The following is a 13643-nucleotide window of genomic DNA, read 5'->3' as shown; positions in this document are numbered from 1 at the left end:
GGACCGACGGTGGGGTGTCCTTGCAGGTCGGTTGCCCTGCGCGGCGAGTCCTGAGAAGCATGGCGACGGTAGCGTGTAATGGCTCGGTGTCCGCGCGCGCCGTCCACAGCGGCTACGACGCCTTCAGTCAGCATCTCATGTGGGTGCCGGGTTCCCGACGAAAGCGCCCTGGCCCCTCCCGACCGCGGTGGGTGACCGACTTCGACGCACGACGGAGAGCGGCCACGGCGACGATGGCTCCGCTGCCGGAAATTGTGACTCGTCGAGGTCCCCGTGGTGCGAGGAGGCGGGTGTGGCCTGGGCGGGTCTCCGGCTCGTGCACACGGATCCTGGGGCCCATCGATGGAGCGGTCGCGCTCGCGGGTCACGCACCCGGCCGTACTTCTGGCCCGTGACGGGGGCATCGATCCATCAGGGCGCCAAAGGTGGTAGCAGGTGAGGTGGACGGTCGATGGATGGCTGGTGCTGCAACCTATGTCGGCGTTGCTGGTGGTAGGTCAGTTCGCGCCATTGACGTCTTCGGACCAGGGCCCCGGTCTCCTGGAGTTGCCTTTCGGTGACCCCGCGCCTGTCTGGTGACGGTGTGATGGAGAACTCGTTGCCGCGAGGTCGGTCGGCATGATTTCGTCGAACCGCGATGCAACATACATTCTCCGTACGACGAGGTTTCCGGAGGCGTCGTGGACTCGGTGATCAATGTCGTGATGCGCTCACTGAGGTCTTCATCTTGTTCGTCATCATGGATCCCGCTCTCGCTGACCGCTGGTCGCTGCCGATCATGCGCATGGCAGGCTGTCGCCGCCCGGGTCACCCCTTCGGTCACGCGCTCTGCGCTACATGCACATCTCGATTCCGCAGGGCGCGGGCGGACTTCGCTGTTGTTGCCGCACTCGCAGCTGCCTGCACAACACGTTCTCGATGGCCGGGTCCGGCGACACGAACGTGGCAATTGGTCCCGTTGCTGGCCGGCCCCGGCGCGATCGTGGCATACCATGCTGTTCGGTAGAGCTTCGACTTCAAATTCGATGTGACGCTCGTGGTCGGCATCGTCGCCAGCATCGATGTGGCTGATGCGCTTCTCGCGGACTGGCGAAGCTCATCCGCGAGGGCGGGGCTGCTCATCACCAAGATCGCGGCCTTTCTGCTCTCGGCGATTGCCGCAGATGGCTGACGCGGTCCGTGCCTTCGTGCTGGTGATATGAGCGGGTTGGTCGCCGCAGGGTGAAGGGGTCGAGGGCCTGCGCCCGCTGAAGGCTGCGAGGACGATCCTGGTCGCGGTGACGACTGGCTTGTATTGCTCGGCACGGATACCCGGCCCCGGTCCAGGTCGACAAGGGTCCTGCACGGCCCGGCCTCCAGCCACAGAAACCCGGTGCCGAGTCGCGCGACATCCATCCGTCAGAACTCGGTCTTCACGAATCCCGGGCACAAGCGCCAGACCTGGACCCTGCAGCTGGCGTGATCAGGGCCCACTCGCTGAAGCTGTTCACCCAGGCTCCGCCGGTGGCCGCTGCGCGGCAGGAACGATGCGATGCTGGAGACGCTGACGACGGCACCCCTGCCGCGCTCGGTCATCGTCCCCAAGGCATGCGACAGGCGCACCAAGATGTCGAGCATCTGCTGCTCGGCCTCCACGTCGTTGTCGAGGAAGCGTTGTTGAGGCCGAAGCCTGCGTTGTTGACCAGCACCTCGACCGACGCTCACGATCACTTGCAGGCGCTCCGCGACCCGATCCAGTTGAGCCCGATCCACCAGGTCGGCAGGCAGTACCCCCACCTCTTGCCCGGTGGTCGACGGAGCCGCTCGGCGACTGCCTCCAGGCGCGCCTCGTCACGGGCGACCAGCACCAGGGGATGGCCGCGTCGGGCCAGCTGGACGGCGAACTCGTGTCCAATGCCGGCCGTGGCACCGGTGACGAGTGCAGACCGGAGGGCAGTGTGCTGGAGCTGGTCATGTGCCCAGCATTCAGGTGCCCATGGGCGATCGCAACCGCGTCGGGCATGATGGAGCCAACGACTGGGACAACGCTCGCGATCGCCAACCAGAAGGGTGGCGTCGCCAAGACCACGACGGTCGCCTCTCTCGGTGCGGCGCTCGCCGAGCTGGGGCAGCGTGTGTTGTTGGTCGATCTCGACCCGCAGGCCTGCCTGACGTTCTCCTTGGGCATCGACCCGGAGGACCTCGAGCTCTCCGTCCACCACGTTCTGACGAAGGGCCTCGACGCCCGCGAGGTCCGGCTCGACACCCACGACGGAGTGGAGATACTCCCGGCCACGATCGAGCTGGCTCGTGCCGAGGCGGACCTGTTGACCCGCACCGGCCGGGAACACGTCATCAAGACGGCGCTCGACGACCTGGAGCAGACGGGGAGCACTACGACTGGGTGCTCCTCGACTGCCCGCCCTCGCTCGGTGTCCTCACCGTGGCCGCCCTCACCGCAGCAGACGGGGTCCTCATCCCGTTGCAGTGCGAGACGCTCTCCCCACCGTGGCGTCGGCCAACTCCTCGACACCGTCCACGACGTACGGCGCTTCACCAGCCGTGCGCTCGAGGTCTGGGGTGTGCTGCCCACGCTCTTCGACGGCCGCACCAACCATGCGCGCCGAGTGCTGGACACCATCGCCGAGACCTACGACCTGGAGGTCATGGAGCCTCCCATCCCCAAGACCATCAAGCTCGCCGAGGCACCCTGCCGCCGGCCGATCGATCCTCGCGATGAGTCGCACCAGCAAGGCGCGCTGCTGCCTATCGTGAGGTTGCTGCTGCCCTGCTGCGTCGCCGCGACGGTTCCGCCTGACGATGTCACGACATCGCGCTCCTCGTCGCCGTTCCCGCGCCTGGCTGAGCCTGGTCGCGGTGCTGGCCACTGGTGCGGTGGTGGGGGCCGGGGTCGGGCTGGTGCCTCCGCAGGTGACGCCGGCGGCGATCTCCGGATCGCTCGACTCGGATCCTGGCGGCGGGGCGCCCGCCACCGTCGCCGAACCGGTGCTGGTCCGGCCAGCGCCGCGCAGGCGGTGATGGCTCCGCTGCCGTCCGATGCGGTTCCTGCGGACTCGGGCCAGGGGCGTCGAATCGTCTTCAGCCAGGAGCGTCAGCGGGTCTGGTTGATCGCCGCCGACGAGGCGGTCGAACGCACCTACCTGGTTTCCGGGAGTGTCTACGACAACCTCGACCCCGGTAGCTACTCGGTCTTCCCCGCTCGGAGCAGGCTTGGGGCATCGACGACTCCGGCACGATGCGCCACTTCGTCCGTTTCGCGCGGGGTCCGCGGGCAGCCATCGGATTCCACGACATCCCGGTCTCCGACGGCAAGGCGGTGCAGACCGAGGACGAGCTCGGCCAGCCCCTGTCGCACGGCTGCATCAGGCAGCGCAGCGAGGATGCCGTCGCCCTCTGGGAGTTCGCCCCGCTCGGCACCTCCGTCGTCGTCGTCGCGTGAGCTGCGGCGGGACGATCCACCCCCTGAAATCGGGATAGTCCCGGACGAATTTGTAGCTCCCGCTTGCGGGAGGGCGACGAATTCGTCCGGGACTATCGCAGAGTGTGTCCCGGCGTGGAGCTGCATCAGTCGGTGGCGGTGGCGGTGGCGGTGGCCGGTGCCACCTCGGGCTGGCTGCCCGCGCCGCTGGGCTTGCGGACGCCGACGACGCCGACGGGGCGCTTCGCCCTCGCCGTCCTCGGCCGTCGGGGCGGCAGCAGCTGGGCTGCTCGGTGCCGCCCTCGACGGGGCGTCCGCCCTGGGTGCGGCTGCGGCTGCGGTCGCGCTTCGGGCGCTCGGTGCGCTCCTGTCGTGCGGGCCGCTCCTGAGGGGCTGCTCTCCACGATCCGGCCCTTGGTGCCGGGTGCGATGCCCAGGTCGGTGAAGAGGTGCTCCGAGGTGGAGTAGGTCTCCTGTGGCTCGTCGAAGGGGAGGTCCAAGGACTTGTTGATGACCTTCCAGCGAGTCACGTCGGCCCAGTCGACGAAGGTGACCGCGACCCCGCTGGCTCCCGCGCGCCCGGTGCGGCCGATGCGGTGCACATAGGTCTTGTCGTCCTCGGGGCAGGTGTAGTTGATGACGTGGGAGACGCCCGCGACATCGATTCCTCGCGCCGCGACATCGGTGGCGACGAGCACCTTGAGCTTGTTCTCGCGGAACTTGGTCATGGCCTTCTCGCGGGCGACCTGCGCCATGTCACCGTGGAGCGGAGCAGTCTTGAAGCCACGCTCGGCCAGGTCGTCGGCGATGCGCTGGGCCTGACGCTTGGTCCGGGTGAAGACGATGACCTTCTCGGCGTCGTCTGCCTGGAGGATCCGGCCGATGATCTCGGGCTTGTCGAGGTCGTGGGCCTGGTAGATGAACTGTGCCGTCGCAGGGACGGTCTGGTTGTCGTCCTGGGCCTCCGCGCGGATGTTCATCGGGTGCCGCATGTGAGTGCGGGCCAGGGCGATGATCGCTGCAGGCATCGTTGCCGAGAAGAGCATGGTCTGCCGGGTCTCGGGCGTCTTCGACAGCAACTTCTCCACGTCGGGGAGGAAGCCGAGGTCGAGCATCTCGTCTGCTTCGTCGAGAACCACGCTCTTCACGTGGGAGAGGTCGAGGGCCTTGCGGTTGGCGAGGTCGATGAGCCGACCCGGCGTGCCGACCACGACGTCGACGCCGGACTCGAGCGTGTCGAGCTGCGAGTCATAGCCCACGCCGCCGTAGACGGTGAGCACCCGGACGCCGCGGTCCTTGCCGGCCATCTCGAGGTCCGAGGAGACCTGGAGGGCGAGCTCGCGAGTGGGGGCGACCACGAGTGCCTGGGGCTTGCCCTGGGCGAGTTCGACGTAGTCGGGATCGTGCTGCACGACGGTGCGCTGGAGCACCGGGATGCCGAAGGCAAGGGTCTTGCCGGTGCCGGTCCGGGCCTGGCCGATGAGGTCGGTGCCCATGAGGGCGACCGACAGGGTCATCTCCTGGATCGGGAAGGGGCTGGTGATGCCGGAACGCTCGAGGGCGTCGGCGATCTCGGGGTGGACCCCGATATCTCTGAAGGTGGTCACGCTGTGAAGTTCGCTTCCTTGAGTAGGTCTGGGCGGCCAGCTCAGGGGCGACCGCGCACATGCGCCGGCGGCGGGCGATGAGTGACGCCGGGGCGTCGCCGGGGGTGCCACCACGTGGCACGCACAGGTCAAGTCTATCGGTACCCTGCACGCATGACTGAATCGTCGCCCGAAGAAGTGCCCGGTCAGAGCCCCATTGCGTTCTCCGATCCCGGTTATCGGGCGGCGGTCGTCGACCTCTTGGCCGTCATCGCCTACGGCGAGCTCTCTGCCTTCGAGCGGCTCGCCGAAGACACCCGCCTGGCCCCGAGCCTCGAGGACAAGGTGGCCCTGGGGACGATGGCGTCGGCGGAGTTCAACGACGTGCTCCGGCTGCGCGATCGACTCGTCGAGCTGGGCGCCGATCCGTTCGAGGCGATGACGCCGTTCCGGGAGCCGCTCGACCGCTTCCACCAGCACACCGCACCCTCCAACTGGTTGGAGTCCTTGGTGAAGGCCTATGTCGGTGACGGGTTGGCTCGGGACTTCTATCGGGAGATCGCTGCCTTCGTCGACGTCGACACCCGCGAGTTGATCCTGTCCTCGCTCGAACGCACCCAGCACAGTGCCTTCGTCGTCGAGAAGGTCCGCGCAGCGATCGAGGAGGACCACCGGGTCTCAGGGCGGTTGGCGTTGTGGGGACGGCGCCTGATGGGGAGGCGCTCACGCAGGCCCAGGGGGTTGCGGCCGAGCGTGACGCGCTCTCAGCACTGCTGGCCGGTGGAGTGGACCGGCCGGGCATGGACCTGGCCGCCCTCGGCCGGATGTTCAGCCGGCTCACCGAGAAGCACGCCGCACGGATGGCGGATCTCGGTCTCGCCCACTGACCGACTGCTTCATCGCTGCGGCCACCGTCACGTGACGGTGGCCGCTTTCATTTGACTTAGGCAATGGTTGGGTGTTGAAATAGTTGTCATGGTCAATGAAGTAGTGGCGCGCGACGCAGCGATCGAGGAACTGACCACTGCGCTGTTGTCGACGACAAGGACGCTGCGTTCCCTGAGTCAGCGCGAGGTCATCAAGGTGGAGGGCCTGCGACGTGCAGACATCCCGTTGCTCCGCCAACTCGCCGAGCACGGGCCGCTGCGGCCCGGAACGATCGCGGAGCGACTGTTCGTCGGACCGTCCGTGGTGAGTCGGCAGCTGACCACCCTCGTAGCGGACGGGCTGGTGACTCGGCGCAGTGATCCAGCCGATGCCCGTGCCGACCTGATCGACATCACTGCTCATGGGCGTGACCGGTTGAGCAGCCTCTGGTCCGGCTTCGTTGATCACGTGGGCACCCGCATGGATGCGTGGGCCGAACCCGATCTCACCACCCTCGTCAGGTTGCTCACTGACTTGAACCATTCCCTGAACCCCGCTGTCCCCAGCACCGAGCTCGAAGGCACCGCATGACTGGCCCCACCTCCACCCCCACGCCCAGAGCACTGAGCCACAAGGAAGTGCTCGAGGTCCTCGCGGGCCTCCTCGCGATGCTCTTCGTGGCGATGCTCAGCTCCACGATCGTCAGTACGGCGCTGCCCACGATCATCGCCGACCTGGACGGCAACCAGACCCAGTACACGTGGGTCGTCACCGCGACCTTGCTCGCCATGACCGTGTCCAGTCCGATCTGGTCCAAGCTGTCGGACCTCTTCGACAAGAAGATGCTCGTGCAGATCGCGGGCGTGCTCTTCCTGCTCGGCTCCCTCGCCGCCAGCCTGGTGCAGAGCGTCCCGCAGCTGCTCGCCGCCCGCGGCCTGCAGGGCCTCGGTGTCGGTGGTCTGATGGCCCTGACCCAGGCGATCCTCGGCACCATCATTGCTCCGCGTGAGCGCGGTCGGTACGCCGGCTACATGGCGGCCGTCATGGCTGTCGCCACCGTCTCGGGCCCGTTGCTCGGCGGCGTGATCGTCGACCTGGCCGGATGGCGCTGGTGCTTCTTCGTCGCGGTCCCAATCTCCTTGGCCGGTCTCGCGGTGCTGCAGAAGTTCCTGCACATCGAAACCGTCCGCCGTCCGGCTCGGATCGACTGGTGGGGGGCACTCTTCATCTCGGTCGCCGCGTCGCTGCCGTTGATCTGGGTGTCGTTCGCGGGCAAGGACTACGACTGGGTCTCGCGCGAGTCGGGCATGTTCCTCGCGGGCACCCTGCTCGCTCTCATGGCTGCGATCCTCATCGAGCGCAAGCACCCCGAGCCGCTGGTGCCGCCGCGGATCCTGCTCGAGCTCACGACCATGCTGGCGATCATCGCGAGCATTGCCGTCGGCATCGCCCAGTTCGGCACCTCGGTCTTCCTGAGCCAGTTCTTCCAGACGGCGCAGGCCTATTCGCCGACGGAGGCCGGCCTGCTCATGCTGCCGTTGATCCTGGGCAGCATGATCGGAGCCACCGGTTCGGGTCAGATCATCACCAGGACCGGGCGGTGGAAGCCGGTCATGCTGGCGGGCGCCACCTCGTTGATCGTCGGCCTCGCGCTGATGGGACTCACCGATCACACGACGCCGATGTGGCACCTGAGCGCCTTCATGATCCTCATGGGACTGGGGCAGGGCGCGTTGATGCAGAACCTCGTGCTCGTGGTCCAGAACACCGTGGACGTCACCGACATCGGCGCCGCCAGCGGGGTGGTCAGCTTCTTCCGCTCCCTGGGCGGCACGATCGGCATCGCCGTTCTCGGAGCGATCCTCAGCAATCGCGTCGCCGACACCTCGGCCGAGTCGATCAAGGACCTCGTGGCGAGCGGCAAGATCACCCCCGAGGAAGCGGGCCAGATCGCACAGGGTGGTGGGCTCGACCTCGAGCACATGCCGGCTGCCGCTGCGACCGCCGTACGGCACGCCTACGGTGACGACATCGGCGTGATCTTCGTGATCGCCGCCGCGTTCGCTGTCGTCACCCTCGTGGCGATCTGGCGGATGCCACGCACCGAGTTGCGCACCACCGTCGCCAAGGAGGACCCGGTCGCGGCCGAGGACGAGGACCGGACCGGCGAGGCACCGGCGGCCGTCACCGAGGGAACGGGAGCTTCCGACTGATCGCTGCCACCAGCGCGACCAGCCCGACCCCCGTGGCGACCTGCCAGATGTGTCGCCACCAGTCGATGTTGGGCGTGTCGGGGGCGAAGCCGAACACGTCGAGATAGATCACCGTTCCGGTGACCATCCCGAGAAAGCCGAGGATGACTGCGGCCCAGAGGGCCAGGGTCGGCCACAGCGCCCGGGCGATGCAGCCGATGACGACACCGCCCACCAGCGCCAGGAGCAGGTCATCGAGCTTCATCGCTGCTGGTCGGTGGTGGTCAGGAGCGGAAGCCGACCGTGCCCACGGTGCTCGAGCCGATCTCGACGTAGGCGAGGCGGGCACTGGGAACCAGGACGCTGCGGCCCTTGATGTCGGTGAGCGACAGCAGGCCGTCGCTGGAGACTGCCTCGGCCACGCGGGCTTCGACGTCGGCCGCGGTCGTGTCCACGTCGAGCACGATCTCTCGCGCCGACTGCTGGATTCCGATCTTGATCTCCATGAGTTTTGTCCTTCGTGTTCTTGTCCCCGACGGGGAAGGTGGTCAGTCGTGCTTGGGGTATCCGGCGATGCCGCGCCAGGCGAGGCCGGCAACGAGGGCGGCGGCTTCCTCGCGGCTCAAGTCGCCGGGGTCATCGGTCCAGAAGCGTGCGCTCACCTGGGCCATGCCGACCAGGGAGACGGCCAGCAGGTTCGCCGCAGTCACCGACAGGCCGGTGTCCTCACGGATCACGTCGGTGATCATCTCCGCGCAGTCGACCGTGACCCGGTCGACCAGGGCGCGCACGGCCGGCTCGTTGGTCAGGTCGGACTCGAAGACGAGACGGAACGCGCCTGACTCGGAGCCGACGTACTCGTAGAAGGCTGTCATCGCCGCCGCGACGCGGAGCTTGTTGTCGTCCGTGGACTCCAAGGCTCGGCGGCAGCTGGCGATGATGGCGTCGCAGGACGTCTCCAGCAAGGCCATGTAGAGCTCCTGCTTGCCCGGGAAGTGCTGGTAGAGCACGGGCTTGGAGACGCCCGCCCGGTCGGCGATGTCGTCCATGCCGGTGTTGTGGTAGCCGTTGGCGACGAAGACCTCGAGTGCGGACTCGAGCAGCTGGGCCCGTCGCGCGCGACGGGGAGTCGGCCTCCGCGTGGTCTGGCAACCAGACCGGATTCGTCGCTCACACCTGCCCCTCTCCGCGCCGGACACCTGCCGGCCGAATCGCAGCCTACAAGGCTGTGCCGACCGTGCTGCGTCCGCATGACGGGATGGGTACGCCGCCACTTGCGTCGCTGGGGAACATGGAGGACGAGGTCCGCGTTGTGCGGATGTCCCCTGAAGAACCGATCGAGGAGATCACCCGTGTCATTCCCAGCGCTCGTGGAACCCGCGGACGAGCTGACCATCGACGAGGTGCGTCGCTACAGCCGCCACCTGATCATCCCCGACGTGGGCATGGCCGGCCAGAAGCGACTCAAGAACGCCAAGGTGCTGGTCATCGGTGCCGGCGGCCTCGGCTCGCCTGCTCTTCTCTACCTCGCCGCAGCCGGCGTCGGCACGATCGGCATCGCCGAGTTCGACGAGGTCGACGAGTCCAACCTGCAGCGTCAGGTCATCCACGGCCAGTCCGACATCGGCCGCTCCAAGGCCCAGTCGGCCCGTGACTCCATCAAGGAGATCAACCCGCTCGTCGAGGTCGTCCTCCACGAGGGCCGGCTCGACAACGACAACGTGCTGTCGGTCTTCGAGGGCTACGACCTGATCCTCGACGGCACCGACAACTTCGCGACGCGTTACATGGTCAACGACGCCGCCTACTTCTTGAAGATCCCCTACGTGTGGGGCTCGATCTACCGCTTCGACGGCCAGGCGTCCGTCTTCTGGCCGCACGCGGTCGACACCGACGGCAACTCGGTCGATGCTCCCTGCTACCGCTGCCTCTACCCGGAGCCGCCGCCGCCCGGCATGGTCCCGTCGTGCGCCGAGGGCGGCGTGCTGGGCGTGCTCTGCGCCGCGATCGGGTCGATCCAGGTCAACGAAGGCATCAAGCTGCTGGCTGGCATCGGTGACCCGCTGGTCGGGCGTTTGATGATCTACGACGCACTCGAGATGTCCTACCGCAAGCTCAAGGTGCGCAAGGACCCCAACTGCGCACTGTGCGGTGACAACGCCACCGTCACCTCGCTCATCGACTACGACGCCTTCTGCGGCGCGGTCTCCGAGGAGGCTGCCGACGCAGCCGTCGGTTCGACGATCTCGGTGCACGATCTGGCGGCAATGCTCAAGCAGCGGGAGAGCGGCGAGGCCGACTTCGTGCTGGTCGACGTGCGGGAGCCCAACGAGGCCGAGATCAACCACATCCCGGGTGCGGTCCTCATCCCCAAGGGCGACTTCCTCAACGGCAGCGCTCTTGAGAAGCTGCCGGCTGACAAGCAGGTCGTGCTCCACTGCAAGTCCGGCGTCCGTTCTGCCGAGTGCCTGGCGATCGTCAAGGGCGCCGGCTACGACAACGCCGTGCACGTCGGCGGCGGCGTGGTGGCGTGGGTCAACCAGATCGACCCGAGCCAGCCCAGCTACTGATGACCGGCTCCGAGCCCGGCGGCTGCTGCTCGCCGTCGCGCCCCACCAGCAACACCCCGGCCACCCTTCCGGCGCCCTCGCGGCGCCGGAAGGGCGGCCCGGCCCAGGCATTGGTGCCCGGCGGCACCTTCGCCATGGGCGACCACTTCGACGAGGGCTATCCCGCGGATGGCGAGACCCCGGTGCACGAGGTCGAGCTGCACCCCTTCCGGATTGATCCCGTCGCGGTCACCAATGCCGCCTTCTCCACCTTCGTCAAGGACACGGGCTATGTCACCGTCGCCGAGCGCGAGGGCTTCTCGGCCGTCTTCCATCTGGCGCTCTCCGACCCCGATGCGGTGCGCGGCGCGGTGGCCGGTGCCCAGTGGTGGCTGATGGTCGACGGTGCCGACTGGCGCCATCCTGAGGGGCCGAGCAGCGACGTACGCGACAGGTCCAACCACCCGGTGGTGCACGTGTCCCACACCGATGCCGAGGCCTACGCCACCTGGGCGGGACGCCGGCTGCCCACCGAGGCCGAGTGGGAGTACGCCGCCCGCGGCGGTCTCGCGGGGCAGCGTTTCGTCTGGGGCGAGGAACTCACCCCGGGCGGACGGCACCGCTGCAACATCTGGCAGGGCGACTTCCCGGTGCGCAACACCGAGGAGGACGGTTGGTTGACCACCGCCCCGGTCAAGACCTTCCCGCCCAACGGTTACGGCCTGCACCAGATGGCCGGCAACGTCTGGGAGTGGTGTGCCGACTGGTTTGCCGCTGACTACTACACGCAGTCGCCCCACCAGGATCCTCGCGGCCCCGACGAGGGCGTCGCTCGGGTGATGCGAGGCGGCTCGTTCCTCTGCCACGACTCCTACTGCCACCGCTATCGGGTGGCCGCGCGCTCGAGCAACACTCCTGACTCCTCGTCGGCCAACATCGGCTTCCGCTGCGCGTCAGACGTCTGAGGCCGACTGCTCAGCCCTTCGCCGGGACGAGCTCGGTCTCCTCGAGCTCGGTCGGGCACTCCTGTCCCGCACAGTCGCGGTAGCGGTCGTCCCACTCGGCGAGCTGGGCCAGGACCTGCGCGTACGCCGGCTCCCCGGCCACGTTCTTGAGCTCGCCGGGATCCCGGCTCCGGTCATACAGTTCGGGTGCACCTCCGCGGGGCAGCACATAGGTGTAGGGACCGAACCGGATGCCTGAGTAGACCCGCTTGTTCTTGCGGCCGCCGTTCAGCGGCCACGCCTCGATCGGGATGATCCGTTGCCCGTTGCGACCTTCGGTGAGCCAGGGCAGCACGTCCACCCCGTCGACCACGCGCCCGGGTTCGGCTCCTGCCAGGGCGGCGATGGTGGCGGCGAGGTCGGGATTGGTGACCGCGAGCTCCGTGGAGGTGCCCTCGGGGAGTCCCGGGCCACGCACGAGGATCGGGATGCGCAGCGAGTTGTCGTAGGGCAGAAGTTTGCCCATCTTGTTGTTGTGCCCGGTCATGAAGCCGTTGTCCGACGTGACGATCACGTAGGTGTCGTCGAGCTCCCCCTGCTTGCGGAGTGCCTTCACGGTGTCACGAATGGCTTCGTCCACGGCCTGGAGCGACTCGATGCGTTGTTGGTTGACCTCGCGCATGGCCGATCGATAGGCGCCCGACTTCTTCTTGGTGGCCCAACGGCTCTTGTCGGGCGCCCGCCACATCTCGGGTACGTCGGGCAGCTCCTCGTCGGAGAACGTGTTGCGGTGACGATCGGCCGGGCGGGTGGTGGCGAGCTGGGCCTCGGGATCGCTCTGGGTGACCTTGGGGTCGTCCGACTCGTCGCCGCCTCCGGTGTGTGGCGCCACGTAGTTCGCCCACAGGTAGAAGGGCCGGTCCGGATCGGGACGATCGGCCAGCATCTCGGTGGTCATCTCGGCGATCAGGTCGGTGCTGTAGCCCGCCGGCTTCACCACCCGACCGTTGGCGTTGAACAACGTGTCCGTGAAGCTGTAGGTGGAGTAGTCGATGCTGGCTCGGAAGTCGGACCATCCCGGGGGCAGGTAGGTCTGGTCGTTCTCGCCGTAACCGTTCAGGTACTTGCCGACGAAGAGGGTGTCGTAGCCGGCCTCCTGCAACCAGACGGGCAGCGTGTCCTCGTCCTCGAACGACTTGAAACCGCCGTTGCGGCCGTTGATGGTGAGCGCCGTGTGGTTGTGCGCGTACTGGCCGGTCAGGAGCGAGGCGCGGGCCGGCACGCAGATGGGCGTCGGCGCGAGCCCATCCTCGATCGTCACTCCCCGTTCGCCGACCAGCCGCTGGAGGTGTGGCATGTGCGCCACGTCGTCGATGCTCATGTCGTCGGCCGTGATCAGGACGACGTTGGCGGCGCCCTGGGGCGCGCGCGGCTGTCCCTGGGCCTGCGAGCTCGACGGGCGCTTCCCGAGATCGTCGGGAAGCGCATCCCCATTGTCGCTGCAGGCCTGGAGGCCGGTGGCCAGGAGCAGGGTGCCGACGGCCCACGCCGCTGTGTTCCTGGCTCGGTGGCGGGAGCGACGGTGTGGCACGCGGTGACCTCGTGTTCATCGGGGAGAGACTTTGCTCGGGGCAACGGCCAGCATACGAAGCAGGAGGCAACGGCGTGGGCAATCCGAGCAGTGACGGCGACGACTACGTGGAGGTCGTGCTCTCCTTGGTCGAGCGGATCCCCTGGGGGCGGGCGACGACGTACGGCGACCTCGCCGAGGTCGTCCGGGAGAGGACTGGGACGGGTGGACCCCGCCAGGTCGGCCGGGTCCTGTCCATGCACGGCGGGGGAGTGCCTTGGTGGCGGGTGGTGCGTGCCGACGGGCGACTCCCGGCCCACAACGAGGACGCGGCCCGGCAGAACCACCTGGCTGAGGGGACGGCCATGCTCGGACCAGAGCGGGTCGACCTGCGCACGGCTGGCTGGGACCCGCACGACTCGGACTCCCCGAACCGGCCCTGACCTGCCACTTCGGTGAACGCGGACGCCGCCGTGCGGCGGCCCGATTGGCCCTGTGGTTGGGGTCACGTCCTCTC

General features: G+C 67.9%; 17 protein-coding genes and 1 pseudogene. 11 read left to right on the top strand and 7 right to left on the bottom strand.

The features are described from left to right. The first annotated feature begins 1036 nt into the window (after window positions 1-1036). Window positions 1037-1171, top strand: a complete 135-nt coding sequence (locus L1066_RS26900; protein WP_283095474.1) for a hypothetical protein — start codon at window positions 1037-1039, stop codon at window positions 1169-1171. Window positions 1172-1398: 227 nt separating this feature from the next. Here the strand turns inward: L1066_RS26900 and L1066_RS16385 are convergent, their stop codons facing one another. Together L1066_RS16385 and L1066_RS16380 are read right to left on the bottom strand one after the other, a co-directional pair. Then, the gene (locus L1066_RS16385) at window positions 1399-1710 is read right to left on the bottom strand and encodes an SDR family oxidoreductase (RefSeq protein ID WP_235737339.1); all 312 of its coding nucleotides are present in this window, start codon (window positions 1708-1710) and stop codon (window positions 1399-1401) included. Further along, window positions 1707-1871, bottom strand: a complete 165-nt coding sequence (locus L1066_RS16380) for a hypothetical protein (protein WP_235737340.1) — start codon at window positions 1869-1871, stop codon at window positions 1707-1709. Before L1066_RS16380 ends, L1066_RS16385 begins: the two co-directional genes overlap by 4 nt. Here L1066_RS16380 and L1066_RS16375 point away from each other — a divergent pair. From L1066_RS16375 to L1066_RS16360, 4 genes and pseudogenes are all read left to right on the top strand, one after another. After that, window positions 1854-2303, top strand: a pseudogene (locus tag L1066_RS16375) (ParA family protein); the annotation flags it as partial. The gene L1066_RS16380 and the pseudogene L1066_RS16375 overlap by 18 nt on opposite strands. An 80-nt stretch (window positions 2304-2383) precedes the next feature. Beyond that, window positions 2384-2719, top strand: a complete 336-nt coding sequence (locus L1066_RS16370; protein WP_235737338.1) for a ParA family protein — start codon at window positions 2384-2386, stop codon at window positions 2717-2719. An 80-nt stretch (window positions 2720-2799) separates the two neighbouring features. After that, window positions 2800-3018: a hypothetical protein gene (locus L1066_RS16365; protein WP_235737337.1), complete on the top strand. Its 219-nt coding sequence runs from the start codon at window positions 2800-2802 to the stop codon at window positions 3016-3018. A 217-nt stretch (window positions 3019-3235) separates the two neighbouring features. Then, the gene (locus L1066_RS16360; RefSeq protein WP_235737336.1) at window positions 3236-3439 is read left to right on the top strand and encodes a L,D-transpeptidase; all 204 of its coding nucleotides are present in this window, start codon (window positions 3236-3238) and stop codon (window positions 3437-3439) included. A gap of 125 nt (window positions 3440-3564) precedes the next feature. Here L1066_RS16360 and L1066_RS16355 read toward each other — a convergent pair whose 3' ends face one another. Beyond that, window positions 3565-5025: a DEAD/DEAH box helicase gene (locus L1066_RS16355; protein WP_446499912.1), complete on the bottom strand. Its 1461-nt coding sequence runs from the start codon at window positions 5023-5025 to the stop codon at window positions 3565-3567. A gap of 153 nt (window positions 5026-5178) precedes the next feature. On the opposite strand from L1066_RS16355, the gene L1066_RS16350 reads away from it, so the two are divergent. The 3 genes from L1066_RS16350 to L1066_RS16340 are packed head-to-tail and all read left to right on the top strand — an operon-like array spanning window position 5179 to window position 8084. After that, window positions 5179-5946, top strand: a complete 768-nt coding sequence (locus L1066_RS16350; protein WP_312007996.1) for a ferritin-like fold-containing protein — start codon at window positions 5179-5181, stop codon at window positions 5944-5946. A 33-nt stretch (window positions 5947-5979) separates the two neighbouring features. Next, window positions 5980-6462 (top strand): MarR family winged helix-turn-helix transcriptional regulator, encoded by a 483-nt coding sequence (locus tag L1066_RS16345; protein ID WP_235737335.1) that lies wholly within the window; start codon window positions 5980-5982, stop codon window positions 6460-6462. Further along, complete coding sequence (locus tag L1066_RS16340) at window positions 6459-8084, top strand: MDR family MFS transporter (protein ID WP_235737334.1); 1626 nt, start codon at window positions 6459-6461, stop codon at window positions 8082-8084. Before L1066_RS16345 ends, L1066_RS16340 begins: the two co-directional genes overlap by 4 nt. Here the strand turns inward: L1066_RS16340 and L1066_RS16335 are convergent. From L1066_RS16335 to L1066_RS16325, 3 genes are read right to left on the bottom strand one after another with little or no spacing between them, the layout of a single operon-like run. Next, a complete protein-coding gene (locus L1066_RS16335) occupies window positions 8056-8328 on the bottom strand; it encodes a hypothetical protein (RefSeq protein ID WP_235737333.1) in 273 nt (90 codons plus the stop codon). The genes L1066_RS16340 and L1066_RS16335 overlap by 29 nt on opposite strands. A 19-nt stretch (window positions 8329-8347) precedes the next feature. Next, the gene (locus L1066_RS16330) at window positions 8348-8569 is read right to left on the bottom strand and encodes a DUF3107 domain-containing protein (RefSeq protein WP_235737332.1); all 222 of its coding nucleotides are present in this window, start codon (window positions 8567-8569) and stop codon (window positions 8348-8350) included. Window positions 8570-8611: 42 nt separating this feature from the next. Further along, window positions 8612-9112, bottom strand: coding sequence for a TetR/AcrR family transcriptional regulator (locus L1066_RS16325; RefSeq protein WP_235737331.1), 501 nt, complete (start codon window positions 9110-9112; stop codon window positions 8612-8614). Window positions 9113-9415: 303 nt separating this feature from the next. Between L1066_RS16325 and moeZ the strand changes: the two genes are divergently transcribed. Together moeZ and L1066_RS16315 are read left to right on the top strand one after the other, a co-directional pair. Beyond that, complete coding sequence (gene moeZ / locus L1066_RS16320; RefSeq protein WP_235737330.1) at window positions 9416-10633, top strand: adenylyltransferase/sulfurtransferase MoeZ; 1218 nt, start codon at window positions 9416-9418, stop codon at window positions 10631-10633. Further along, the gene (locus tag L1066_RS16315; RefSeq protein ID WP_235737329.1) at window positions 10633-11577 is read left to right on the top strand and encodes a formylglycine-generating enzyme family protein; all 945 of its coding nucleotides are present in this window, start codon (window positions 10633-10635) and stop codon (window positions 11575-11577) included. Before moeZ ends, L1066_RS16315 begins: the two co-directional genes overlap by 1 nt. Window positions 11578-11587: 10 nt before the next feature. Here the strand turns inward: L1066_RS16315 and L1066_RS16310 are convergent, their stop codons facing one another. Continuing rightward, on the bottom strand, window positions 11588-13147 hold the full coding sequence (locus tag L1066_RS16310; protein ID WP_235737328.1) for a sulfatase-like hydrolase/transferase: 1560 nt from the start codon (window positions 13145-13147) through the stop codon (window positions 11588-11590). Window positions 13148-13221: 74 nt separating this feature from the next. Between L1066_RS16310 and L1066_RS26895 the strand changes: the two genes are divergently transcribed. After that, entirely contained in the window at window positions 13222-13569 is a 348-nt protein-coding gene (locus L1066_RS26895) for an MGMT family protein (RefSeq protein WP_235737327.1), read from the top strand. Window positions 13570-13643: the final 74 nt, after the last annotated feature.

It is taken from the genome of Nocardioides alcanivorans (genome assembly GCF_021555175.1).
GTDB classification, from domain to species: domain Bacteria; phylum Actinomycetota; class Actinomycetes; order Propionibacteriales; family Nocardioidaceae; genus Nocardioides; species Nocardioides alcanivorans.
The sequence above is the reverse complement of the archived record's forward strand: the minus strand, read 5'-3'. Positions and strand labels throughout refer to the sequence as shown.